Source organism: Hahella sp. KA22, assembly GCF_004135205.1.
GTDB lineage: Bacteria > Pseudomonadota > Gammaproteobacteria > Pseudomonadales > Oleiphilaceae > Hahella.
The window spans coordinates 1,679,398-1,704,159 of record NZ_CP035490.1 but is presented as its reverse complement, the minus strand read 5'-3'; the positions used below and the strand labels follow the sequence as shown (position 1 = coordinate 1,704,159).

General features: G+C 54.4%; 23 protein-coding genes. 6 read left to right on the top strand and 17 right to left on the bottom strand.

Annotated elements, in window-relative coordinates:
* Window positions 1-21: 21 nt before the first annotated feature.
* From EUZ85_RS07575 to EUZ85_RS07565, 3 genes are all read right to left on the bottom strand, one after another.
* Window positions 22-999, bottom strand: coding sequence for a transcriptional regulator (locus tag EUZ85_RS07575; protein WP_127968722.1), 978 nt, complete (start codon window positions 997-999; stop codon window positions 22-24).
* Between the two features lie 301 nt (window positions 1,000-1,300).
* Window positions 1,301-1,702 (bottom strand): PaaI family thioesterase, encoded by a 402-nt coding sequence (locus EUZ85_RS07570; RefSeq protein WP_127968721.1) that lies wholly within the window; start codon window positions 1,700-1,702, stop codon window positions 1,301-1,303.
* A gap of 40 nt (window positions 1,703-1,742) precedes the next feature.
* Window positions 1,743-2,243, bottom strand: coding sequence for a hotdog fold domain-containing protein (locus EUZ85_RS07565; protein ID WP_127968720.1), 501 nt, complete (start codon window positions 2,241-2,243; stop codon window positions 1,743-1,745).
* A gap of 48 nt (window positions 2,244-2,291) precedes the next feature.
* Here EUZ85_RS07565 and EUZ85_RS07560 point away from each other — a divergent pair, with 48 nt between their 5' ends.
* The gene (locus EUZ85_RS07560; RefSeq protein ID WP_127968719.1) at window positions 2,292-2,885 is read left to right on the top strand and encodes a TetR/AcrR family transcriptional regulator; all 594 of its coding nucleotides are present in this window, start codon (window positions 2,292-2,294) and stop codon (window positions 2,883-2,885) included.
* Between the two features lie 67 nt (window positions 2,886-2,952).
* On the top strand, window positions 2,953-4,176 hold the full coding sequence (locus tag EUZ85_RS07555) for a hypothetical protein (RefSeq protein ID WP_127968718.1): 1,224 nt from the start codon (window positions 2,953-2,955) through the stop codon (window positions 4,174-4,176).
* 11 nt (window positions 4,177-4,187) lie between these two features.
* On the opposite strand, the gene EUZ85_RS07550 is transcribed toward EUZ85_RS07555, so the two are convergent.
* The 3 genes from EUZ85_RS07550 to EUZ85_RS07540 form a co-directional block, all read right to left on the bottom strand.
* Window positions 4,188-4,598, bottom strand: coding sequence for a hypothetical protein (locus EUZ85_RS07550; RefSeq protein WP_127968717.1), 411 nt, complete (start codon window positions 4,596-4,598; stop codon window positions 4,188-4,190).
* Window positions 4,599-4,860: 262 nt separating this feature from the next.
* Window positions 4,861-7,476, bottom strand: coding sequence for a M9 family metallopeptidase (locus EUZ85_RS07545; RefSeq protein ID WP_127968716.1), 2,616 nt, complete (start codon window positions 7,474-7,476; stop codon window positions 4,861-4,863).
* A gap of 559 nt (window positions 7,477-8,035) precedes the next feature.
* On the bottom strand, window positions 8,036-9,172 hold the full coding sequence (locus EUZ85_RS07540) for an acyl-CoA dehydrogenase family protein (protein WP_127968715.1): 1,137 nt from the start codon (window positions 9,170-9,172) through the stop codon (window positions 8,036-8,038).
* Between the two features lie 179 nt (window positions 9,173-9,351).
* Between EUZ85_RS07540 and EUZ85_RS07535 the strand changes: the two genes are divergently transcribed.
* Window positions 9,352-9,843, top strand: a complete 492-nt coding sequence (locus EUZ85_RS07535) for a HugZ family protein (protein WP_164887200.1) — start codon at window positions 9,352-9,354, stop codon at window positions 9,841-9,843.
* A gap of 37 nt (window positions 9,844-9,880) precedes the next feature.
* On the opposite strand, the gene EUZ85_RS07530 is transcribed toward EUZ85_RS07535, so the two are convergent.
* From EUZ85_RS07530 to mpl, 6 genes are all read right to left on the bottom strand, one after another.
* Window positions 9,881-10,207 (bottom strand): YdbL family protein, encoded by a 327-nt coding sequence (locus EUZ85_RS07530; protein ID WP_127968713.1) that lies wholly within the window; start codon window positions 10,205-10,207, stop codon window positions 9,881-9,883.
* Window positions 10,208-10,284: 77 nt separating this feature from the next.
* The gene (locus EUZ85_RS07525) at window positions 10,285-10,476 is read right to left on the bottom strand and encodes a YnbE family lipoprotein (RefSeq protein ID WP_041598940.1); all 192 of its coding nucleotides are present in this window, start codon (window positions 10,474-10,476) and stop codon (window positions 10,285-10,287) included.
* Window positions 10,477-10,550: 74 nt separating this feature from the next.
* A complete protein-coding gene (locus EUZ85_RS07520) occupies window positions 10,551-13,052 on the bottom strand; it encodes a YdbH domain-containing protein (RefSeq protein ID WP_127968712.1) in 2,502 nt (833 codons plus the stop codon).
* A 3-nt stretch (window positions 13,053-13,055) separates the two neighbouring features.
* A complete protein-coding gene (locus EUZ85_RS07515; RefSeq protein ID WP_127968711.1) occupies window positions 13,056-13,817 on the bottom strand; it encodes an ATP-binding protein in 762 nt (253 codons plus the stop codon).
* 46 nt (window positions 13,818-13,863) lie between these two features.
* Window positions 13,864-14,502, bottom strand: coding sequence for a flavin prenyltransferase UbiX (locus EUZ85_RS07510; RefSeq protein WP_127968710.1), 639 nt, complete (start codon window positions 14,500-14,502; stop codon window positions 13,864-13,866).
* The gene (mpl, locus tag EUZ85_RS07505) at window positions 14,499-15,872 is read right to left on the bottom strand and encodes a UDP-N-acetylmuramate:L-alanyl-gamma-D-glutamyl-meso-diaminopimelate ligase (protein ID WP_127968709.1); all 1,374 of its coding nucleotides are present in this window, start codon (window positions 15,870-15,872) and stop codon (window positions 14,499-14,501) included. The genes EUZ85_RS07510 and mpl overlap by 4 nt, the downstream gene beginning before the upstream one ends.
* 358 nt (window positions 15,873-16,230) lie before the next feature.
* On the opposite strand from mpl, the gene EUZ85_RS07500 reads away from it, so the two are divergent.
* Complete coding sequence (locus EUZ85_RS07500; protein ID WP_127968708.1) at window positions 16,231-17,493, top strand: 6-phosphofructokinase; 1,263 nt, start codon at window positions 16,231-16,233, stop codon at window positions 17,491-17,493.
* Window positions 17,494-17,563: 70 nt separating this feature from the next.
* Here the strand turns inward: EUZ85_RS07500 and EUZ85_RS07495 are convergent, their stop codons facing one another.
* Window positions 17,564-18,208: a TetR/AcrR family transcriptional regulator gene (locus EUZ85_RS07495; RefSeq protein ID WP_241566982.1), complete on the bottom strand. Its 645-nt coding sequence runs from the start codon at window positions 18,206-18,208 to the stop codon at window positions 17,564-17,566.
* A 246-nt stretch (window positions 18,209-18,454) separates the two neighbouring features.
* Here EUZ85_RS07495 and EUZ85_RS07490 point away from each other — a divergent pair, with 246 nt between their 5' ends.
* Window positions 18,455-18,901, top strand: coding sequence for a DUF2214 family protein (locus EUZ85_RS07490; protein ID WP_127968707.1), 447 nt, complete (start codon window positions 18,455-18,457; stop codon window positions 18,899-18,901).
* 6 nt (window positions 18,902-18,907) lie between these two features.
* Here EUZ85_RS07490 and EUZ85_RS07485 read toward each other — a convergent pair whose 3' ends face one another.
* Window positions 18,908-19,342 carry an Lrp/AsnC family transcriptional regulator gene (locus EUZ85_RS07485; protein ID WP_127968706.1) on the bottom strand — a complete coding sequence of 145 codons (435 nt, stop codon included), beginning with the start codon at window positions 19,340-19,342 and terminating at the stop codon, window positions 18,908-18,910.
* A 222-nt stretch (window positions 19,343-19,564) separates the two neighbouring features.
* Between EUZ85_RS07485 and yjeH the strand changes: the two genes are divergently transcribed.
* Window positions 19,565-20,824: an L-methionine/branched-chain amino acid transporter gene (yjeH, locus tag EUZ85_RS07480; RefSeq protein ID WP_127968705.1), complete on the top strand. Its 1,260-nt coding sequence runs from the start codon at window positions 19,565-19,567 to the stop codon at window positions 20,822-20,824.
* A 27-nt stretch (window positions 20,825-20,851) separates the two neighbouring features.
* Here yjeH and glcF read toward each other — a convergent pair whose 3' ends face one another.
* Genes glcF through EUZ85_RS07465 form a run of 3 tightly spaced genes read right to left on the bottom strand, consistent with a single transcriptional unit; the run spans window position 20,852 to window position 24,668 of the window.
* Window positions 20,852-22,069 (bottom strand): glycolate oxidase subunit GlcF, encoded by a 1,218-nt coding sequence (gene glcF, locus EUZ85_RS07475; RefSeq protein ID WP_127968704.1) that lies wholly within the window; start codon window positions 22,067-22,069, stop codon window positions 20,852-20,854.
* A gap of 48 nt (window positions 22,070-22,117) precedes the next feature.
* Window positions 22,118-23,176 (bottom strand): glycolate oxidase subunit GlcE, encoded by a 1,059-nt coding sequence (glcE, locus tag EUZ85_RS07470; RefSeq protein ID WP_127968703.1) that lies wholly within the window; start codon window positions 23,174-23,176, stop codon window positions 22,118-22,120.
* A gap of 40 nt (window positions 23,177-23,216) precedes the next feature.
* Window positions 23,217-24,668: an FAD-linked oxidase C-terminal domain-containing protein gene (locus EUZ85_RS07465; protein ID WP_206618013.1), complete on the bottom strand. Its 1,452-nt coding sequence runs from the start codon at window positions 24,666-24,668 to the stop codon at window positions 23,217-23,219.
* Window positions 24,669-24,762: the final 94 nt, after the last annotated feature.

Genomic DNA, 24,762 nt, shown 5'->3' with positions numbered 1-24,762 from the left:
GCGTCTTCCTCTCGACGAAGCTTATGCTTCGGAGTTGGGAGTGGAAGGCGCTGCCGGCGTTGAAGTCGACTCAGTCGTCGCTTTGGGCGCTTCTGGAGCCGCTTCCTTCACTGCTGGCGCAGCCGGTTTCTTGGCGGCGGCTTTACGCGGCGCCGCAGGCTTTTTAGCGGCTGGCTTCTTAGCGGTAGTGGAAGTTTTAGCTGCGCTTGAAGCCTTCGCAGCAGGCTTCTTGGCGGCGGGCTTTTTAGCTGCAGGTTTTTTCGCTGCTGGCTTAGTTGCCGTTGTCGATGCAGTTTTGCTGTCCGCTGCCGCCGGCTTCGCATCAGCGGCTTTGTCCGCTGCGCTCTTTGCAGCTACGGCTGGTTTAGCAGGCTTAGCTGCAGGTTTTTTAGCGGCCGGCTTCTTGGCGGTAGTGGAAGTTTTAGCTGTGCTTGCAGCCTTCGCAGCAGGCTTCTTAGCGGCTGGCTTTTTGGCCGCAGGTTTTGCCGCAGCGGTTTTAGCCGCAGATGCGGTAGAAGCGGCTTTGCTGGCGGCGGCTGGCGCTTTCTTAGCGGTCGTCGCAGCGGGTTTCTTAGCGGCTGGCTTCTTGGCTGCGGCAGGTTTCTTCGCAACTGGCGCTTTAGCGGCTTTGCTCGCGGCCGGCTTGGCGGCGGCCTTGGGCTTAGCGGCTGCAGGCTTGGCGGTTTTACTGGCGGCGGCAGGCGCTTTACCAACAGGCATAATGGCTTCCAGCATTTGCTTTTGGAAATCCAGCACAGCGGCGAATCTCGCTTCGAAATCTTTCTGCCATTTATGCATGTTATCGATCTGTTTCTTTTGCAGATCTTCGATGCGGGCGAATACTTTTTTCAAAGACTGATCCACTTTCAGGTCAGCTTCAGCCTTAGTCACCCATTGGCCCACATGAGTGTTGAGTTTGTCTTGCGCGCTGCGCAATTCCTCAATAGCCTTGTCAAAGAGTCGATCAAGGCCGATTTTGCCTTTTTTGCTGGTCGCCATCTTGTCACCCCAAATTAATTAAGCAAAGGAGAGAGGAAACACTTCCTCTTTAAATGTAATCGGAAAGTACAATTTGTCTAGAAAACGCCCAATAAGAATGCGTTTTTTCTATCTTTTTTTCGCGAAAAAAGATAATTCCGCACCTTATATCAAGCGATAGTTCAATTGACTGGCAAGTATGTACAAAAAAAGATTTGAGGCAAGCGATTATTCGCCTGAGAGGTCGATTTTACGTGATTTATTCACAAGTTAGACCGACTAACGCGCCGCCTACATCGCATTGTAACGACGCGTCAATGACTCAGACTTTTCCAAGCACGGTTCCCTGCGCGGAGGCGCACAGAAATTCTTCCGCATCATTCAGGCAGTAAATTTCACAAGTGCAGCACACCACTTTTTTACCTGAAGCTTCCGCCTTCGCTTTGGCGATAAGCCGCTGTCCTTGCGCCGGTCGTTGGTAATTAATTTTAAACTCCACCGTTAACGCGTCACCGAACAGACTGCCTCCGGCGAACGTCAGCGCATTGTCCGCCAGATAACTGATGACGCCGCCGTGCACATAGCCATGCTGTTGCAAGAACTCCGGTTTGATATCCAGCTCCAACTGCGCAAAGCCCGGTTGCAGTCTCTCCAATCGGGCGCCCAATAAGCGGCTGAAAGGCTGTTCATTTAGAATCTTGTTTCCGACCTGCATGATGTCCATGCTGAGCCTCCTGTTTGCTGTAGCAGCTAATGTCTAGCAGCTAACGATGTTGATTTTTCTCACTCAACCACATGGTGATCACTGCGCGCGACACGGCTTCGCCGTGCGTATTTTTCACCATGACTTCCACCTCATAATCTCCCGGAGATAACGTCTTTGGATCAGCAATCACGGCGGTCGCCACCAGATCCGTCGTCGCTTTTTTCAGGTACTCAATCTGCATGCCTTTGGGAATCCAGCGCAGGCGCGACGGCAATGACGCCTCCATCAGCGTTCCCGCGCACAACTCCGCCAAGTTGCCCATCGCCAGCGCGTGCACCGTTCCAAGATGGTTGCGCACACTACGACGGTTCTTGATCTCCCACTCGGACAGTCCTGGTTTTAGCTGCCGTATGCGTGGCCGAATGCTGCTAAAATAAGGAGCTTTAATGCACAGTGCGCGGCTGAACAGCCATGCGCCCAAAGGAAGACGCGCAAAAGAGTGATATAAACGAAGCGTGGAACTCGCCTGTTCCGATGGAGCAGCCGCTGCGGCAGTCATAACAGCCTCCTGATAAATTAGAATGTTATTCTAGAATATTGTTCCAATATGAAGATTTCAAGCACCCGCTCCAAAAGTCGCCGTGACGACATTCTCAATGCGGCGTTAAAGTGTTTCACCCAACACGGTATCGCTGCGACCACCATTGATATGATCCGCGCGGAATCCGGCGCCAGCGTGGGCAGCGTTTATCACCATTTCGGCAGTAAGGAAGCTATCGCCGCCACCTTGTATATGCTGGGTATGGAAGATCATTTCGCGCAGCTAAAAGATGCGCTCGCCGAATGCGAAACCGCCGAAGAAGGCGTGAAGTCCGTCGTGCGCGTTTATATCGAATGGATAACGCAAAACCCTGACTGGGCGCGCTATATCTTCGGCTCCCGAGGAGAAGCGCTCAGTGAAGAGCAACAGCAGAAACTCAAGCAGGATAACAAGCGGCATTTCACCTATCTGAAAGACTGGTTTACCCCTTATCTCGAAAACGGCCAGATCCGCGCCCTTCCCTTCGATCTTTACCACTCTCTGTTGATCGGCCCTGCGCAGGATTACGCTCGCCACTGGCTGGCCGGTCGCGTGAAAAAGCCGCCAACGCACTATATCGATATCTTTTGCGACAGCGCCTGGTCTTCATTGACCCCTTAAGGGCAAGTTCCCGGGCATTGGCTACACTGTTTATAACAGTTTGATAAATAAGCCGGAGCCTGGAGCAATGCAAAGTAATGATGAGCGGGCCCTGGAGCGTAAGCAGCGCTCTCTCGATATGCGCGAGCAGAACCTGACTCGCAAAGAGCAGGCTCTGACCCGCCAGGAAGAGCAGTCTAAGCAGCGCGCCAAAAGCAATGATGAAAAAGCCAACGATTTACGCGACAAAGAACAAACGCTGAAAGAACGTGAGCGCAGCATGGAAGAACGCCAGCGTGATATCGATCAGCGCATGAGAGGGGTAGAGACGCAACTGGCGGCGCAGCAGGCTGCGGCGCAAGCCGCCAGGAAAGGCGGGCGTTTGCAGGCCTTGCTGACTGTTCCGGCTATCGTCATCTTCGTCGCCGTCGGCTATCTCGTCTTCCAACTGCAAGAGCGCCAGCAAAGCGTGCGCGGCGAGCTGGATAATTTGTTATCCCAGGCCCAGCGCCTGACGACGGCGTTAACGGAGTCAGCACGACGTAACGAGCAGCTTAATCAAAGCCTCACCAGCAGTCGGGCGGAAGCAAGTAGCACAGGCGCGGAACTGCAAGGACTACGCAAAGAAAAAGCGCAATTACAGCAAGAGAAGTCCACCCTGCAAAGCAGCCTGAACGCCAGCGAGACCAAGACGCGCGAACTGACGCAAGGCCTGACCAGCGCGCAAAATGAATCCGCATCATTACAACAACAACTGCAAGACAAAGCGTCGGAAAACGCCGAATTGGCGAGCAAGCAAAAAGAGCTGGAAGGCGCCCTCGCCCAGCAGCAAGAACTCATTCAGCAGCAAACCGCCCGTATCGAAACATTAGCCAGTGAACTCGCTGATACGGCCGCCTCTTTACAGCAAGCGACAGATGCGCTGGAACGCAGCAACGCGGATATCGCCGCCGCGAATGAACGCGAGCAAAGCCTCACCGCTCAGTTAGAGGAAATAAAAACCGCGCTGGCGACGCAAGGCGCCCAAAGACAAGAAAGCGACACCGCACAGGCGGCGCTGACAACGCAGGTCGAGTCCCTAACGGCGCAAGTAAAAACACTGGAAACGTCCAACGCAACGTTGAGTCAGGAAAACGCAGCGTTGACTCAAGAGAACACGACGTTGAGCAAAAATCTGGCGGGAAAAAACAAAGAGGTGGAATCCCTGACGAATCAAGTCAAAACCCTACAGCAGGAAGTCACCGAATCGCGTAAGGAACCCAAGCCGGAGGCTCAGGCCCCATTATTAAATTCTGATGCCGGCGTGTCTTGATTCAGACCAGTTCAATGAGTACGGCTGGACCAGTAATCCATTACGCCGACCAGCATTAGCGCAGGGTTTTCTATATCTTCACGGCTGGCGGAGAGGTATTCCGCCAGCGCATTGGCGGCGTCAAATATCAACGTTTCTTCTTTGTTGCTGAGCCGTTTCGCACTGCCGCTCTGTATATCCCCCGCCTCAAGATATACCGATGCTTCACGGGCCGCGCCGTTCACATTGACGCTGACCTTAACCAAGGCGTCCCGCCCCAGAATGCTGGCGAATTCCACACGGTCTTCTCCCACCTGATAAGCGCCTGAGAACGACTTATCAGAGTCAACGTTCACCGTGAGATTTTCCTGCGCCTGAACACTGCCTGCGAAAAAACCAGCTAGTATTAATCCCAGAGCCGCACCTTGCAGGATGTTCTTCATAACGCCTCCCGAATGGATTCCCACTTACCGTTTAACCAATAGCACAGAGTTTAAAACACCTGTTTGAAACAGTCGTTTTATAAGCTGTAAAGAACTGTAAAACTTTGCCGTGGGTCTGATATCGAACTGAGAGGGGCGGAGTAATGAGCCTCAGCTCATACATACGGGGATAAAAAAAACCGGGCGCACGATACGCCCGGACAATAAGGAAGGGTGTTCAAGCTTGCCAGCGCAGCCAGGGTGACTGCGCTGGAGGCTTCAACTACCGTAGAGTCAGCTGCAGGTTAACGCCGCTGTATCCGCCGTCAGCTTTCAACCACACATGGTAGTAGGTTCCGACATTAGGATTTCTCACTACGATTCTTTCGTTGTTGCTGCGTCTGGCGGACAAGTCATCGTAAGTGCTGGCGTCTGGCCAGCCTGCGTTACGCACATACAGATCGACATTGCCGCGACCGCCCCAAGTGTTCAACTCAAAGGCGCGGGTTCCCGCAGGAACATAGAACCAATAATACTCGCCATGAGCGGACTCCAGGTTGCTGCGCGGCTTACCGCTCAACAGCTCAGGCCCATCAGAGGAGTCGCCGCCGCCATCATCGCCGCCGCCGGTGTCGCCACAGTCAGTTGGCGCGTCATTCAAGCCCACGGTCACGCACAGATCACTGTAGCCGGATGTGGACGTTAGCAGCACATGGTAATAAGTACCGCCTTCAGGTGAGGAAACCTGAATGTTGTTGTCAGCGGCGCCGGAAGTAGACTTCTGGTCGTAGTCTGTCGTTGTCGGCCAGCCGTCGTGCTTCACGTAAACGGATACATCGCCATTATCGCCGCGAGTCAGCAAATGCAGCAGATCCGTGCCGCGAGGCGCGAACATGAAGTAGTACGCCTGGCTGCCTGCGCCCGCAGTCAGTGACTTGGGCTTGCCGGGCTCCAGTGCGCGCGGATCGTCGGAACCGTCATCGCCACCATCATCACCGCCATCGTCGCCGCCGTCATCACCACCGTCGTCTCCGCCATCATCGCCACCGTCATCTCCGCCATCGTCGTTGCCTTCCAGCACCGCCGCCAACCAGTTGGCGAAGTGCTCGTCGTAACGCTGACCAGTGGAGTTCAACCAGGCTTCGAAGCTCTCGTAATCACCCGCTCTGAACCAGGAAAGAATCTGGGCGGTGTCCGAGGGACGTTGCTCCAGCATGTAACGAGCGGACCAGTAGCCCCAACGGTAGATACGGTCAACGCCATCGTCATAGGTGTTGCGCAGGATCTTGGACAGCGCCACTTTCTCGCGACGAGCAACATCCTCCGCTCCCTGGTTGTCTTTCAGCTTGGACACGTATTCCGCCAGACCTTCGGTCCACCATACGGTGGGCACTTTCATGCCAGTGTTGAAATCGCCGTACAGGTCAAAGCGTCCATCCAGATAATGCGTGTACTCGTGCTCCAGGTTCCATACCCGATGCTCGCCCGGGGCGTAATCCGCCTGATAAGCGATGAAACGCGCCTGGTTATTAGGATCGGAAGGCGTGCCTTCCAGATACATACCGCCATTGTTGGTGTCTATGCCAAACAGCAGCCAGCCGAAATCGCCGTAGGCGCCACTGTTTTTAAACACGACCAGTTCCAGCTTGTCGTTGAAGTCATCAGCAACCGGCTGTTTATTGGTCTTCAACATGTCGTGGAAGATTTCTTCACGCATGCCCAGCGTTTCACAGGCGGAGGCCAGTTCTTTGGTGGACATCGCCTGTGCGTTCACGGTAATCGTCGGACTACAGTCGTGACGAATCGTAAGAACTACTTCCTTGACCCGTTGCTTCACGTTACAGGCGTCATATTCGCTGCAGTTTTCCGGATCGTTCAGTTCCACTGCGCCAGCCAGTAACGCCCACATATTCACGGTATCGGACGCCAACGGATATTTATCCATTAACGCGCCAACCCAACCGCCGACAGCCTTACGCGTGCCGTCGTACTGCAGGAAGCGACCCAGCTCTCTGGTGGCGTTGAGCACCAGATAACTTCTGTCGTCGTTCAACCATGCGCCATTCTTCATGATGAAATCATACAGCGCCTTGGCGACACGTGAATCGTTGGCGACTTTCTGTTTGAAATCATCGTAGCCATGGCCACGGAAATAGATGGTGAAGATGCTGTTCAATGCGCGAGCATAGGCATCTTCAGTCGCGGCTTTGTCTTGCAGCAGTTGCAGCCAATAGATGCTGTCGTAGACGAAGACGCCCTGGTTCAACGAGCTGTCCACCATCGTCAAGGCTTCACCCATGACCGATGCGTTTTCCCGCTTGTGCAGGTAATTTAACGCGCGGTTCATGAACGCGGTGATCGCCGTGGCGGATTGCTGCTTCAGATTATTGCTGTAATCACCCACTTCATCGGAGTGATACCACTGCACGAAGTAACCGGCGCGGAGATAAAGAATCAACTGCTCCATACCCGTGGTGTTGTCACCCTGGTAACGGCTTGATTCAGACGCCATCGCCTGCGCCACCGTAATCATTTTGCTTTCCTGGAACAGATTGCGCGCCAAATCCCCGCGCGCCTGAAACAGATCGTTGATACATCCCATATCGGATTTCTGGATGGCCTGGGTCAATGCGGACCCGGAGAGAGAAGCCAAATTCTGAGGATCGCAATCCGCCGCAATCTCTTTGGCGGCCATCATCATAAAGCTCTGATGGATTTTGGTGGGCGTCATCACTGGCGGTGGAAGCTCCGTCTGCTGCTGAGACGGAATGGCGTGTTCGTGAACTTCTATAGGACGGCTGTTAGACGCGCCCTGCACTGGCGGTAGGGAAGCCTGCGCGGCGCTGGCTAGCAAAGCAGTCCCAATAAATACCCCAACTTTTCTGTTCTTATGAAACATAAGTCAGCCCTTTTTGTAGTTTGTATCTTCGAGCGGTGGCCCAAAGTCCTTTAGCATTTTCGATAGAGCGGAAAATGCTATGCATATAACCTTAGACCCACATGGCCGGGCATTCTATTAACGTTGTTAATTTCTTTGTATCGGTCAGGCCGTCTAGCCCTAGGACTAGTCCGTTATCTCTAGTGGATAGTACACAACCAACCTAACCGGCATGAGTTTGCAGACGCATCGATCTTAAACGTTAAAGCCGCAACCAGCTGAGCCTCGCGCGTGGTAAGGGAAGACGGAGAAGAAAGGAAAATCAGGAGCCTGACTGCAGACGAAATTATCAGGCTCCAGAGGAGGACTAGACTGTCCGAGGCTTACTTATTAATACGCACCATTTGGGTGATGTCATACCCATTACAGGACGAACCATCTAACCGAATTGTGACGGACTGCCCAGTTGTCGACGCAGATAACAGCAATCCATGTTCTTAAGAGCCCCCCTCAAACCAAACTCGACCCAACTCATCCAGGAGCTGGACATATTCCGTGATAATCAAAATAACCCTACCGCTCACAAAGACCGAGCCACTATCTCCTTCATAATCTCATTCGTGCCGGCGTAGATTTTCTGTACTCGTGAGTCGGCCCAGGCGCGGGCGATGGGGTATTCCCACATGTAGCCGTAGCCGCCGTGGAGTTGGACGCATTCGTCCATGACTTTGCATTGCAGGTCGGTGGACCATTGTTTGAGCATGGCGGCGGTGGGTACGTCGAGTTTTTTGTCGAGATGGAGTTCCAGGCAGCGGTCGAGGAAGACCCGACCTGCAGTGACTTCCGCTTTTAGCTCGGCGAGTTTGAAGCGGGTGTTTTGAAACGCCATTAGCGGTTTGCCGAAGGCGTTGCGTTCTTTGCAGTATTTGATGGTCAGGTCGAGCGCCGCTTCACAGGCGGAGATTGCGGTGATGCCTACCAATAGTCTTTCTTGCGGAAGCTCCTGCATCAGGGCGATAAACCCGCTGTTTTCAGCGCCCAATAAGTTTTCCGCCGGCACCATGACATCCTGAAAGAACAGCTCGGAGGTATCCTGGGCTTTCATGCCCACTTTTTCCAGGTTCTTACCCTTGCTGAAGCCTTTCCAGCTGCTCTCCACCAAAAACAGACTGGTGCCTTTGGCGCCCTCTTTGGGATCGGTCTTGGCGACGACAATCACCACATCCGCATGTTGTCCGTTAGTGATAAAGGTTTTGGAGCCGTTCAGGACGTAATGATCCCCGTTTTTAACCGCAGTGGTTTTCACACCCTGTAGATCAGAGCCTGCGCCGGGCTCCGTCATTGCGATGGCGGACACCATTTCCCCGGTCGCCATTTTGGAGAGGTAGTTTTTCTTCTGCGATTCAGTTCCGTAGTGAAGAATATAGGGGGCCACAATATCCGAGTGCAGTCCGAAACCAATGCCGGATAATCCCAAATGGGAAATTTCTTCGGAAATCACGGCGCTGAAGCGAAAGTCCACGCCAGAGCCGCCGTATTCCTCCGGCATCGTCGGGCATAAATATCCCATCTCTCCCGCCTTGTTCCACAGGCCGCGATCCACCTGCCCGTCTTTTTCCCATTGCTGATGAAAAGGGGTCGCTTCTTTTTCCAAAAACTTGCGGAAGGAATCTCTGAACTGTTCCAAGTCGCTATCGAAAAGTGCTCTCGGTATCATGACCGTCTCCTGTTGTTATTCTGTGTGGAGGTTTTCCATGGTGTGAATATGGATTCAGTGTCGCAATAACGCCAGGGGCCACCAATAACGAAAAGTGTCATTTTGACTGACGAAAACAGACAGTTCGCGACCAGGCGAAACACCTGATTCGTTGGATTAACGGTAAGAGGAAGACGGACTTGTCAACAGAGACGGAAGCGCTGCGGGCGGAAATAGAAGCCTTGATAGGACGTTTTAAAACGGTTCAATTCGCCTGTGTGAGCGAAGACAACGAGCCACTGGCGAGCTATGCGCCATTCGTCAGACAGGATGGAGACTTTTACATCTACGTCAGCGCGTTGGCGCCCCATACGACCTGTCTGAAAACGACACCTGTCGCAAGCTTGTTGTTTATAGAAGAGGAGCAGACAAGCCGCAATCTATTCGCCAGATTACGATTGATACTGCAGTGCTCAGTGGAGGAAGTCGGTCGCGGGAGTGCGGACTACGAAGAAGTGCTCGACAGGTTCGCCGACAAATTCGGTCCGACGATCGCCATGCTGCGTCAACTGCCGGACTTTAGCTTACTGAAGCTGGAGATCACCAGCGGTCGTTTTGTGAAAGGGTTTGGAGCCGCTTATACCGTGACGGATAAAGCGTTTAACCAGCTCCAGCAAATAATCGGGAAATAGAGGGATGCATATCGCCGCTATTTCCCTTGCTGGCGGATTAGAGCTTTTCTTTCATCACCCAGCCGCCAGAACCTTTCACGTAATCTTTAGGGCCGGCTTTCTCTATCAGCAACTTACCGGCTAACTTGCCGACTTCGTCCACAGAAATACCACGTTCCGCAGCAATTTTTGCGTACTTCTTACTGCGCTTATCGTTGGTTTCCGACACCAGCGCGTTAACCTCCGCGCCAGATTTGACTGCGCCCAGGTAGCCGTCAGCCTGCTCGCCGACCAGGCCTTTCGCTTTGGCCTCGTCTAAATCCAACGCCCACGCGGGCATGCTGACAAACAGACTACAAAATAAAGCCAGAATGATCTTTTTCATACAGAAATCCTCTCTCGCGCCTCTACACACAGGTATGCGGTCGTTTGGTTACTTTTATCGCAACGTAGGGGCGCTGCTTAGAACAAATCATCTTCTTCGGAGAAGAGCTTCTCGAGATCCTTCTCAACCTTCACCCTGATCTCATGCTCAATTTTTACATTGAGGTTAATCGTGATGGGCTTGTCAGGCACCGCCACTTCAACCCTTGGAGCGCATGCGACGATAAGCGGTAAGCATAACGCACACAATATTGAGTTTTTAGTATTCATCAAATAACTAAGCCTTATTTACTTCAGTTAACTATAGCAACCGTAGCTGAACATAAACTGAACTGCCGCCACGGTTAATAAGTCCCTTTTTCCAACTTTTTCTGAATAGAGCCAGGGACCAATATGCTCCGCAGATTATCAATGATATTGGTTTGCAGATTCACGTTCAGCGCGATAGGAGCGCCGGAGTAGCGTTTATTCGCGCTCCTTCCCGCCAGCTCAATATCAAACAGCAGAACGCCATTCTGTTGGTAATCCACCCGGCTGACCAGAGAATTGTAGTTAAAGTTCTCCAGCGCATCGACAGCAAACTGCAAACTGGGATTGGCGGCGCTGAGCGCCCGCCAGTAGTCCACATCCACCAGATTTATCGAACCGGACGACTGGGCCGCGATGCGGCCATTATTGGCGATGACGCCGCCGTCCTTAATGGTGATCGGCAACAGACCGGCAATGCGGCCGCTGGCTTTGATTTTATCGCTCTCCAGCGCAACCAGCTTACCCAGGTCCAGATTGGAGACTTCCACCCAAAAGTCGGAGTGGGTCAACGGGCACTGTACTTTCGCTGGTTGCACCAGCCTCGCTTTGCCGTCAAAAAGCCCAATGGAAGCGCGATCCAATTGCAGGTCGCATGTGAGTCCCTTGCCGTATTCCACACGACCGGAAATATCCACCGCCGCATCGCTGGTCTGCAACATATCCGCCGCGTCAACCGAGGCGACAGTAAGTCGCAGCGGCTGAGTAAAGGAAGCGGCCTGCCCGGTGAATTGCACATCCGAGGTCAGACTAACGCCTTTCGCTTTAATTTCTTCATAGGTCGCTCCCCAATTGGACAGCGTGACATTCGAGCGCCCATCAATAGCCAAAGCGTCTTGCATTGACCAGTTCAGGGCGCCGCTGGCGGAGACTTTGCCAAGACTGATCGTCAATGCTTCGGGAAAAGCGGCGATATAGGATTTAATAAAGTTGAAGTTCGCTAATTTGCCTTCGACATCGTAAGACAGCCAACCTTTATTTTCCGCAGTCCTGTATATCACTTCGATCGGGCTGTTCAGTCCCAATGCGCTCAACTGTCCTTTATCCAGCGCGATACGTTTGTCATCCGCTTTCACCCTGCCCGCCAAGTTCACTTCCGCATTTTGTCCCTTGTGAGATAGGCTGACTTTGGCTTTAGCATCCGTAGTTAAACTCCAGGAAAATGCGGGCTTACCCTGCCCCGGCTGAGTTTTGGACGCTCCCGTATTAACCGTCAGAGCCGTTTTTCCAAGCTCGATGTTTCCGTCCTTAAGCTCCATTGACGCTTCTTGAAGCGACCAGCCGCTCCAAGCGATACGGGCGCCTTTTTTAAGGTTCACCTGGATATCCGTCCCCAACTTAACTTGCCCATCCAGCGCCAGCTCTACTTTTTGCGGGTATTTGCGATCAGTCAGGGTTGCATCGGTTTGCAGCACCGCAGCCACGGTCTTTGTCGCCGCAGCGTATTGCAGCGACGCCTGCGCATTGAGCTGCGGCTCCTTGTCTGACGCTGGCTTGGAATGCAGCTCCAGTTTCAGGGCGCCGGGGCAGCTCGGCTCTGTAGACAGCTGATCGCAGCGCACCGCCTCCAACACACTCACTTGCCAGGAAGAGGGTAATGGGGGAACGGAATCAGGCCATTGCGGGACAGTAACCAGAATAGTCGAAGGCTGAATCACGACGGTCTCCGGCGCAGCCGCTCCATTGAGCTCAATATCCGTTTCGCCGGAAATCTTAATATTCTGCAGGGCCAGTTGCGTTTGGAACTTGGGCTTGATGTTGAACGACCAGGGAGCGCTGCCAACGACATCTGGAAACATCAGCTGCAACGCGCCGGAAGTCTGCAGTGAGGTAATGGACTCTTGCGGCATTCGAATGGAGGCGAGAAACGCCGCCCAATCCGCAGAATGTTCCCCGCTAAAACGCCAGGCGCCGTCATCGCCCAACTCTCCCTTGGCGTTTAACGTCATGCGTTGATCGCTCGCCAGACTGAGAGAGAGAGTCGTGGGCGCCGCCCAATTTAACGACACGGACAACGGCGCATCCTGGTATTGGGTCTCAGCCTGCAGATCCAGTCCTTCCGGCGTCCGCTCCAGAGACAGGCTGGCGCTCAATGTCTGATCGCCCACTGGCGCTTCCAGCTGCTCCACGTCAACCGTAATAAATGGAATACGTTGCGCCACGCTGTACAACAGCGCGCTGACAGCAACCGGCGTGCTTTGCTCCTCCGAGATCTGCGCTGCTGGCGTATAGACAATCCGCTGCGCTTTCGCAGTCAGTGACTCTTCAATTTTCTGGCAACAGCGCCAGCCGATTTTGACGTTTTCCCCATAGACGATCGCGCCGCCGTCCAGACCGAGTTCGACCTCCCGTAAACGCCAGCCTCCCCAGCCGGGACGACCAATTTCCAGCTTGCGGATATCAACGCCAGCGCGGCCCGCCAGTTCCTGCGCCAGAGGCGGCAGCCATTGCGGCGCAAACCACCAGGCCGCTCCCGTCAGAATACAAAGCGTCAGCAAGGTAATCAGGCCACCCCACGCCAGCCGCTTGCGCCACCTCATCGACTAATTTTCGCTATGTTGTTTGTAGAACTGAAACGCCACCCGACCGCTACGACCGCCTCTAGACGTAGCGAACTGGATAGCCAGCCTGTGCAGCGTTTCGCGGTCGCCGGTATAGTCATGAAAGTAGTGATCGATAATATTCAGATAACTATCTTGATTGAAAGGATAGAAAGAGAGCCACAAGCCAAAGCGATCCGACAGCGAGACTTTTTCCTCCACCGAATCCCCCTGGTGAATCTCATTGTTAACCAGCTTGGCCTCCAGGTTTTCCGACATGTACTCAGGCATCAAATGACGACGATTGGAGGTCGCGTAGATCAGCACGTTTTTTGGCGGCAGTTCGATAGACCCTTCCAGTACGCTTTTCAGGACCTTATAGGTTTTCTCCCCCGCTTCGAACGACAAATCATCGCAAAAAATAATGAAGCGCTGAGGCAGGTCGCGGACTTCATCGACGATTTCCGGCAGGTAAATCAGATCGTCTTTATCCACCTCAATGACGCGCAATCCCTGGGGAAAATATTCGTTCAGCATCGCCTTGATCAGCGAAGATTTACCGGTACCGCGAGAGCCCCAGAGCAACGCGTTATTGGCCGGCTTACCTGCCAGAAAGCGCTCTGTATTGCGCTGTAGCGCGGCTTTCTGACGATCAACATTCAATAGCTCATCGAATCGAACAGGATCTGTTTCGCGGACCGCGCGGAGGCTTCCTTTAAACTGGCGCCAGATTGCGGCGGGAGTGACGTTCCAATCAATACTCATAATGCTCTCGCGATTTTGATTTCAAAGACTTACGGGCGACGACAGATCAAGCGTCTTCGTCGCCGGGAGTCGAAGACGCCCTGCCCCACGCGGGGGTAAGGTCCTGGTCAATGCCGAGGTGGTTTAATATGCGGGCAACGATGAAATCGATCATCTGCTCGACCGATTCCGGCTTGTGATAAAAGCCTGGAGAAGCAGGCAGTATAGTGACGCCCATTTGCGAAAGCTTCAGCATATTCTCCAGCTGCACGGTGGAGTAAGGGCTCTCTCTCGGCACCAGAATCAGCTGTTTACGCTCTTTCAGCACGACGTCCGCCGCACGTTCGACCAGATTATTACTGGCGCCGGTGGCTATAGCGGATAAAGTTCCCGTGCTGCAGGGACACACCACCATCCTGGCCGGGGAACCCGACCCGGAGGCGACCGGAGACATCCAGTCCTCTTTGCCAAATACGCGCAACTGCCCGGGCGCTGCGGCGAACTCCTCAGTCAACGCCTGCTCCAGCTTCGCCGCCTGACCCGGTAATTTAATATCCGCTTCCACACTGGCGACCACATATGCCGCCTTCGACACCATCAAATAAACCTGATGCTGCTTTTGCAGCAGCACCTGCAACAAGCGCCAACCGTACTGAAAGCCGGAGGCGCCGGTGATCGCAATAGTGATCGGCTCCTTAAACGTCACGACGACACCGCCTCTTCTTCAGCGAGCAGGCTTTTCAGCTTTGCAGGCAAGCCAGCGAAACCACCATTGCTCATCAATACGATATGAGCGGGGCCTTTCACATCGGCAAGCAAACGCGTGATGTCATCAACATTATTTACGCACTGATGCCTGGGGGCCGCATTGCGCACCGCATCATCAAGCCATTCATAGCTATCCAGGTTGGCCCAGATCACGTGATCCGCCAGCTCCGCAGACGCTAATAACGTGTCCCGATGCACGCCCATTTTCATGGTGTTGGAGCGCGGCTCGATGACCGCCCAGATCGGCGCATCGCCAACCCGTTTGCGCAGCCCTTCCAGCGTCAGTTGAATCGCAGTGGGATGATGAGCGAAGTCATCGTAGGCAACTACGCCGTTACGCTCACCCAGCTTTTCCAGGCGGCGCTTTACTCCGGGAAAGTCAGACAGCGCCGGAATCGCATTTTGCGGCCGAATGCCGATATGACGCGCCGCCAGCAAAGTCGCCAGGGCGTTCTGTACGTTGTGAGCGCCGCTCATGCCCCACTCCACAACGCCGCATGATTCGCCGTTCAAAAACACTTCGAAACGACTGCCGTCTTCCGCCAGACACTCGGCCCGTATGTCCGCTTGATCATCGCTCAACGAGAAAGTCTGTCGCGGCGACCATAGCCCCATCGCCAAGGTTTCCTCAACAGCCGGGGTCTGCGTAGGCGTAATCACCAGCCCCTGGCGCGGCACGGTACGGACGACATGGTGAAACTGGCGCTGTATATCGCTAAGATCGCGGAAGATATCCGCATGATCAAATTCCATGTTGTTGATGATCAAGGTGCGCGGACGGTAATGAATAAACTTGGAGCGCTTGTCGAAGAAAGCGCTGTCGTATTCATCCGCCTCGATGACGAAAAACGAGGTATCGCCCAGTCTGGCGGAAACATCAAATCCCTGGGAAACGCCGCCGATCAAAAAGCCTGGCGCCAAGCCAGCCTGCTCCAGCACCCAGGCCAGCATGCTGGTGGTAGTGGTTTTACCGTGAGTGCCGGCTACCGCCAATACCCAGCGCTCCTGCAACACGTGCTCCGCCAGCCATTGTGGGCCGCTGGTGTAAGGCAAGCCTTTATCCAGAACATACTCCACCAGCGGATTGCCCCGGCTCATGGCGTTGCCGACAATAATAAGGTCGGGCTTGGGATCAAGATGAGAGGGGTCATACCCTTCGCGCAACTCTATTCCCTGCGCCATCAGCTGCGTGCTCATGGGAGGATATACATTTTTGTCGGACCCGCTGACCTTGTATCCCATTTCCTTGGCGAGCAACGCCAGGCTACCCATGAAAGTCCCGCAAATGCCTAGTATGTGTACATGCATGTTTCTTGCTAATCGCTATCTTTTAATCTGTGAAAAGAATCAGTGTCTCATCCGTCCGACCGCCAACACGGGCGGCTTATTTGGCGCAGATTGCGAATTGAACGTCAGAAAACTGAGCTTCGGGCGCATATCGGTCAATTATTACTGACGGGTTCCCTAAGCGCCAGCGCCGGACCGGAAATGGCCCTATCTATTGAGTAAATTTAAGGAAATCCGTTCATGGCGCGCTTAGAAAAGACCCGCGCAGGTTAGTTGACTACCCGGTCAAACGCCCGTCAACGCCTGTAAAGGGACATGAAAATGGCATTAAACTCGCGTATGATTCGCGCCCATAAGACGACGAGAGGCGACAACGAATATGACGGTTAAAAACGCGTTTTATGCGCAGTCCGGCGGTGTGACCTCGGTCATCAACGCTTCTGCCTGTGGCGTACTGGAAACAGCGCGCGCCCATTCCGATAAAATCGGCAAAGTTTACGCTGGCCACAACGGCATTATCGGCGCATTGCGTGAAGAATTGATCGACACCAGCCTGGAGAGCGACGCCGACATCGCCGCGCTGAAACACACTCCCGGCGGCGCTTTCGGCTCTTGCCGCTATAAGCTGAAAGACATCAAGACCCACAAAGCTGAATATGAGCGCCTGATCGAAGTCTTCAAGGCCCACAACATCGGCTACTTCTTTTATAACGGCGGCAACGATTCCTCCGATACCGCCTACAAAGTCTCTCAGATCAGCGAGCAGCTGGGTTATCCGATCATCAGCATCGGCATCCCCAAAACCGTCGACAACGACCTGCCTATCACCGACTGCTGTCCTGGGTTCGGCTCCGTCGCCAAATATATCTCCACCTCGATTATGGAAGCCTCACTGGATATCCAGTCCATGTGCGAATCCTCCACCAAGATATTCGTCATGGAAGTCATGGGGCGTCACGCCGGCTGGATTGCGGCGGCGGCGGGCCTGGCGCAGCGCGAAGAAGGCGGGGCGCCACAGATTATCCTGTTCCCGGAAACGCCATTCGATAAAGCCTGCTTCCTCAGACGCGTGGATGAAGTCGTCAAACGCGATGGTTTTTGCGCCATCGTGGTGTCGGAAGGCGCGCAATATGCGGACGGACGCTTTCTTTCAGACGCTGGCGTCACCGACGCTTTCGGCCACACGCAATTAGGCGGCGTGGCGCCGTTCATCGCCAATATGATCAAAAGCGAGCTGGGCTATAAATACCATTGGGCGGTGGCGGACTATCTGCAGCGCTCCGCCCGCCACATCTCTTCCGCTACCGATCTGGATCAGGCCTACGCTGTGGGCAAAGCCGCCGTGGATCTGGCCCTGGCGGGTAAAAATGCGGTCATGCCGGTCATTGTGAGGGAGCAGGATAGCCCCTATAAGTGGTCGATTGGCGAAGCGCCTCTGGCGAAGATCGCCAACGTGGAAAAGAAAATGCCGAAAGAGTTTATTACTGAGGACGGCTTTGGCATTACTGAGGCGGCGCGCCGTTATTTGCAGCCATTGATTCAGGGCGAGTCCTACCCGCCCTACAAAAATGGCGTGCCGGATTACGTGAAACTGAAAAATCAGTTAGTGGCGAAGAAGCTCGCGCATTCTTTTAACGTCTGACGACGAAACCCATATCGCATTAACGGCGGGACATTCTCCCGCCGTTTTCCAAATTGCATCTCCCGCTTGTTTAATCCCCGTCCCTTTTCAAGATTCCGTACAGCGAGATTTTCAGAGAATCCAGAATCATCGACTTTTCGCCGCTGCTCTCCGTGCATTTATACATACCGTCTATCCAGAGGCTGGCGATGCCATGCACCATTGACCAGGCCGCGTGGGCGATCAAAGAAACATCCCGATCAGTAAATACGCCTTCGCTCACCCCTTTCGCCGCGATGTTCAGGATAACCTGAAACGCGCTACTGCCCGCCTCCGCCAGCTCCGGATAGTCCATCGGACAAGCGATTACTGGACCGAACATCAATTTGTATTGTTCAGGGTTATCTCGCGCAAATTGAATATAGGCATTGCCGGAATGGCAAAGTTGTTGCGATGGGTCGTTGTGTGCGTCAGCGGCTTCCTGGGTTACCCGCTGCAGCTCTCTATACCCCTGCGCCGCCAGCGCAGCCAGCAATGCATTCTTATCCGCGAAGTGGCGATAGGGGGCGGTTTGCGACACGCCGATCTCACGCGCCAGCGCACGCAGACTGATTTTGTCCGGCCCGACCTGCTTAAGCTGCGCCAGGGCTTTGTCCAGCAACTCATTCCTTAGGTTGCCGTGATGGTAGGGCTGGTGCGCGTCAACACCTGCGACAGCTTCTCTCAAATTACTCACCTTACTCTCTTCTACTTATTTGTGTTTATTGGTTCAGGATAAATCCATCTCAAAGTCTCTCCCATGATCCACAGCAGCTTAACGCCGTTTCGTGTGATGCTTCCGAAGTTAAGCGTTAATTTCCGCTTTAAACCGGATATCTCAGATAAGTGTGGGGCGCAAAACCCCAAGCGTCAACATTGTTGACACAGAAAACATTTTAGACGCACAATGTTTTCGCCGACAACATAAACAGGAAATCACCTAATGTTCCTTCCCATCGCTCTAACCTGGCTCCACTTTATATGCATCTTTGCGCTGGTCAGTCTGTTGCTGCAAGAGCGTAAAATCCTGAGTATGAATTGGTCACTGGACACCGCCAAGGCGTTGTTGGCGACGGATCGCTGGTTTGGGCTAAGCGCAATGACAGTCTTGGCAAGCGGGTTTGCGAGGGTATTTTTTGAGAAAGGCGAGGCGTACTATTTTTCCAACGTCTTCTTTTGGAGCAAGCTTGCGATGTTCATTATCGCCGGGCTGATTTCCATTTATCCAACAGTGCAGTTTCTGCGCTGGCGCAAGCCGGTTCAGGCCGGACAAACACCAGAGTTTGGCGCCGACGCCCGCCGCAGAGTCACCCGCGCAATCCATGCGCAAATGCTGCTGGTTCTGCTTATTCCGTTATGCGGCGTGCTCATGGCGCGAGGGTATGGTTAAGCGCCCTCAGGCATTAAGAAATTCATTGATGTACTCAGACATCACCACATGGGTTTTGATTTTCCCCACGCCCTGAATCGCAGTAAGACGGTCGCGGATTTCATGAATCCGCGCCATATTCGGCGCCTTCAGAAACAGCATCATATCCGTGTCGCCCGCTACTCCGTGGCAGACTTTGATTTCGGGAATAGTTCTGAGTATCTGCGCCATTTCCGTACATTGAATTTCGTTATAGCTGATTTCCAGATACACCGAGACCTGATCCTCCCGCGCCTGGGTGACGAGCACCTGGTAGCCGCGGATAATTCCCGTCTCTTCCATTTTGCGGATACGATCCGTCACCGCCGAGCGGGACAGACTTACTTTCTCCGCGATGGCGGATACCGGCTGTCTCGCATTTTCACGCAATAACTGAAGAATTTTTTCGTCGAATTTGTCCACAGGCTCTCCCACTAAAATACTCGACAAATCAACTATCAAGCGTCGTTTCACCTGCATTTTGGCGACGCGCCGACGTTATGTCGATCAAACCGGCATTTTGGCGGCGTAAAGCCGCAATTTGCAACGAGGGATTTGATTATTATTGCAAGGGTCCGTCGCCGTTTCGTCATTGACAGCACGACGCTGTCCATAGACCCCGCATACACCTCAAGGAAAATTATCATGCAGTCGCTCCACCGTTCGCTCAGTTTCAGTCAGGGTCTCGGTATCCTGGTGTCCGCCCTATTGGGGACTGGCGTCTTCATCGTTCCCGAGCTCACGGTCAAACAGTCTGGAGCCAACGCGCTGTGGGGGTGGGGCTTGCTGGTGTTCGCCATTATCCCTGTCGCCTTCGCTTTCGCCAGATTAGGTAAACGTTATCCTCACGCCGGCGGGGCCTCTCACTATGTGCATTCCGCCTTTGGCGCGACACAAGGTCGCATCGTAGGCTGGGTATTACTGGCCTTGGTGCCGGTAGGGTTGCCCGCCGCGATGGAAATGGCGGGCTGGTTTCTCACCTCTCTGGTGACGCTGACGCCGGCTGAACTCCTCGCTGTCAAACTGGCGCTGGTGGCGGGCATGCTGTGGGTCAACCTAAGAGGCGTCAAGCTGTCAGGCTCCTTACAAACTGCCATCGCCTTCAGCGTGGGCGGCATTGTGGTGCTGCTGTCCGTACTGGCCTGGTTTGACGTCATACCGCCGATCCCTGCTGAGCCTACTTCTTTCAACTGGGGCCAGGTTGGCGCAGCGGCGGGACTGGCCTTCTGGAGTTTTATCGGCATTGAAACCCTGGCTCATTTATCGACGGAGTTCAAAAACCCCGAGCGGGACTTTCCTCTGTGTCTGATTATCGGCGTGGCGCTGGTTGGACTTGTGTATTGGATGGGTAGCTGGGTGACGCTGCACTATGCGCTGGGCGCGGACTACTCCGGTCCCGCCATGGTTTATCTGTTTGATGCGTTGATCGGCGGACACGGAAAACTGCTGATTGGCCTGTTTGGTTTCCTGTCCTGCGTGGCCACCATGAATATCTATCTGGCCGGTTCTTCCCGTATGTTATGGAGCCTGGGTAAGGATGGCGCGACCTATCCCGCTTTGGGCAAGGTCAACCGCCATGGCGCTCCGGCGAATGCAGTGTTCGCCATGTCCATCGCCAGCGCGGCGAGCCTGCTTGTTTTCTCCGTGTTACAGGTTCCTCTGGAGGAGCTGATTCGCATGGCTAACGGCATGATCGTATTGGTTTACCTGCTGACGATGCTGTCCGCTGTACGCCTGTTCCAAGGCAAAGACCGTGTTTTGCCGGGCCTGGGAGTGTTGGTGTGCCTCTATCTGGCGTATACGTTGATGAGTTCGCTGTGGTGCATCGCCGTGGTTTACACCGGTATTTTCATTATTTTGAGAATACGCAAACCCAAGCAAACGTTGATGGGAGCGCAGGCGTAACGCCTGCCTCTCCACTTTAATTCCGGCTTACCCCAGCGCTTCGTCCATGATCTCAATCCAGTGTCGGACCGGCACCCTCGCCTCGGACGCCAGGTGCAACTGACATCCCACATTCGCGGTGACAATGGTGTCCGGGTCATCCTGCACCAGCGCCGCGACTTTCTTCTTTAACAGCTGGCGGCTCATCTTCGGCTGCAACAGCGAATAGGCGCCGGCGGACCCGCAACAGAGGTGCTTGTCCCGCGCCGAGGCGAGATCAAACCCTACATCGGTCAGAATCTTTTCTACTATACCCGGCAATTTTTGCCCATGCTGCAACGTACAGGGGCAATGCACGGCGATTTTGGAGTAATTCCTTTTTATAGACAGGATGGACAGATCCTCCGCGGCCACCACCTCACTAAGATCACGGGCCATTTGCGACACTCTATGGGCCTTCTGCGCGTACTCGGGATCATCCTTTAAGATATGCCCGTACTCCTTCACCAGTTCGCCGCACCCTGAAGCAGTAATAACAATGGCTTCCAACCCTGACTCAATGGCCGGCCACCAGGCGTCAATGTTCTTTTTCATCAGTCGCTTGCCTTCATCCTGCGCGCCCAGATGGTAACTGACCGCGCCGCAACAGCCCGCCTCGTTTGAGGCGATCAGACTGACGCCAAGCCGGTCCAGCACCCGCGCAGCCGCAGCGTTTGTGTTGGGCGTAGTGACGCTTTGAGCGCAACCATGCAATCCCATCATGACTCTGGGCTGACGTTGGGGGGGCCAAGTGATCGGAACCTGCTTCTCAGGAATTTTCTTACGCAGATATTCCGGTAGCGCCGGCCTCACCCACTGTCCTACGACTATCAGGAAACCGAAGCGCTGGGGGTAAGGTAAAAGCAGAAGCAATATTTTGCGCAACAGACGCTCACGCCAGGTGCGAGGCGCTTTCTTTTCCACCACGCCACGGCCGATATCCAGCAGCTTGCCGTATTCAACGCCGGAGGGACAGGTGGTTTCACAGCTTCGACAGGTCAGGCAACGATCCAGATGCAGACGGGTGCTTTCCGAAGCCTCATCCGTCTCCAGCATTTGCTTGATTAAATAGATGCGTCCCCGGGGGCCGTCCCGTTCATCACTCAGTTCCTGATAGGTGGGGCATGTAGCGTTACAAAAGCCGCAGTGCACGCAGGAACGTATAATCTTTTCCGCTTCATCGCCTTCTGGCGTGTTCTTATATTTAGCGTGGATTTCGGTTTTCATCAGTGACCTTTGAGTCCCGGACTTGCTCGCTTCAAATCCGGCTGAATACTAAAGCCAGGAATACAGCCTGCCTGGATTGAATATGCCATCGGGGTCCAGCGCCGCTTTTAATCTTTGATGCAGCGCCCGCAGCGGCGGAGAGAGTCGATGGTAGACTTCGCCGTTACGGTCGCCATGACGGTACAGGCTGGCCTGACCCTGAGCGGAAACCGCATAACGCTCCATGGCCGTTAACGACGATTCAGCCCGCACCCATCTCAAAGCGCCGCCCCAATCCAGCAGCACCGGCGCGTCATTTCCTAACGGCGGCGCCGAAGGTTTGACGGATAAGCGCCATAAAGGCATCTCACCTTCAAAGAATTCATGTGTCTGCTCCTGAATCTGGCGCCAGAAGTCCGCCGCCCGCTCCAGAAGTTCGCCCCCCCAATAACCAATAGTGCTGGCTACCGCCTGCTCTGCGCCGGACAAGCGCAAGTACAAGCGTCCGCCCGTCCAGCACACGGCTGATAACGGACGCGGCTGTCGGCACAATTCCACCATTTTAGTGATCGCCGTGGCCTCATTGCATTCCTGCACCAGGGTAGTCTCCAGCTCCGGCTTGGGAATCACCCGAATACTGAGTTCGGTAATGACGCCCAGCGATCCCATCGCGCCGCATTGCGCCCGCGATAAATCATAGCCGGCGACATTTTTCATCACGACGCCGCCAAAGCGCAGGTGCTCGCCTTTGCCGTTGATAATGCGGGTTCCCAGCAGGGCGTCCCGTACCGATCCTCGCCATGGGCGGGCTGGACCGGAAGTATTGGCGGCCAAGGCGCCGCCCAACGTCGCCCGCCCTTCGTATTCCGGAGGCTCAAATGGCAGCATCTGACTTTGTTCGTCCAGGATGCGCCGGACATCCGCGATGCGTGTGCCGGCTCTGACGGTGATCACCAGTTCAGAAGGCGAATAATCCACAACGCCGCTATGTTCGCTAAGGTCCATCGCCTCGCCAGTAGCGGTGCGCCCCATGAATGTTTTACTGCCGCCGCCACGTATCATCAGAGGCCGACTCGCCGCTCTGGCTGTCATCACTTGGTCGACCAGTCTGTCAGCTATGTCCGTCATTTATATATGTTCATCCGGGACGGAGCTTCCGCCCACACTATTAATTGCCTATCGAGCGATATTCCTGACATCGGCGCAATATGGGAACGCCTTTGCCTGGGTTCAAAACCCCGCCAGGATCAAAGGCTTCTTTCACGGCGTGAAACTGCTCCAGCTCCGCCTCTGAAAACTGCGCACTCATTTGCCGTATTTTTTCCAGGCCCACGCCATGTTCGCCCGTGATGCAACCGCCGACGGCGACGCACAGCTCCAAAATTCTGCCGCCAAACTCTTCCGTCTTTTCAAACTCGCCCGGCACATTGGCGTCAAACATAATCAACGGGTGCAAATTACCATCGCCGGCATGAAATACATTGGCCACACGCAGCCCATATTCTTCCGACATTTCCCGCATTCGCGTCAGCACATAGGACAGCTGACTGCGGGGAATAGTACCGTCCATGCAATAGTAGTCAGGGGAAATACGCCCTACCGCTGGAAACGCGGACTTGCGCCCCTTCCATAACAATGCGCGTTCCGCATCGCTTTGGGACGTCCGCACGGCGACAGCGCCGAGCTCACGAAACAGGCCTTCCACCTGCTCCACATATTCCAGCACTTCTTCCCGTACGCCATCAATTTCACAAAGCAGAAGCGCTTCCGCGTTGGTTGGATAGCCCGCGCGCACGAAATCCTCCGCCGCCTGAATAGCATAACGATCCATCATTTCCAGCGCGGCGGGAATTATCCCTTTGGCGATAACCCCCGCCACTGCGTCGCCCGCCTTCTCCACACTGTCGAACGCCGCCATGATCACCTGCGCGGCGTCTGGAGAGGGCAGCAGCTTAACGGTGATCTCGGTGATGACGCCCAAAAGTCCTTCCGAGCCAATGATTAACGGCAACAGATCGAAGCCGCAGTTATCCAGCCCCTGCCCGCCGACGCGCACTCTCTCGCCTTCCGCAGTGAGCATTTCAAACGCCAGCACGTTATGAACAGTCAGTCCGTATTTAAGACAGTGGGCGCCGCCGGAGTTTTCCGCCAGATTACCGCCAATGGTGCAGGCGATTTGCGAGGATGGATCAGGCGCGTAAAACAGCCCCATAGGCTCCACCGCCTGACTTATCGCAAGATTCCGCACGCCGGGCTGCACCGTCGCGGTGCGTGCTTCCGGGTCAATGCGCAGTATCCGGTTAAAGCGGGCCAGAGATAGCAAAATCCCATCCGGGCTCGGCGTGGCGCCCGCCGACAAGCCTGTTCCGGCGCCGCGGGCGACCACCGGAACGCCCCAGCGGTGACAAAGTTTGAGAATCTTTTGCACGTCCTCTACAGAGTCCGGCAATACAGTCAGCAACGGGCGTTCGCAGTAGGCGGACAAGCCGTCGCACTCATAGACCCGCAACGTTTCCTCATCTGCGATGATGGAATCCGAAGGCAAGAATTTCGCCATTTCTTCAATGAGCAATTTTTTGCGGGTTTCAAATGAGCTTGCAGAAGTAACGGATGAATACATGGAAAGCCGATTATGATGGAAGGTCTCTCGCCAACAGTTTCCCCTTCGGAAAACACGTATTTTTTAGCATAAAAACGGACTGGCTTGCACCGAA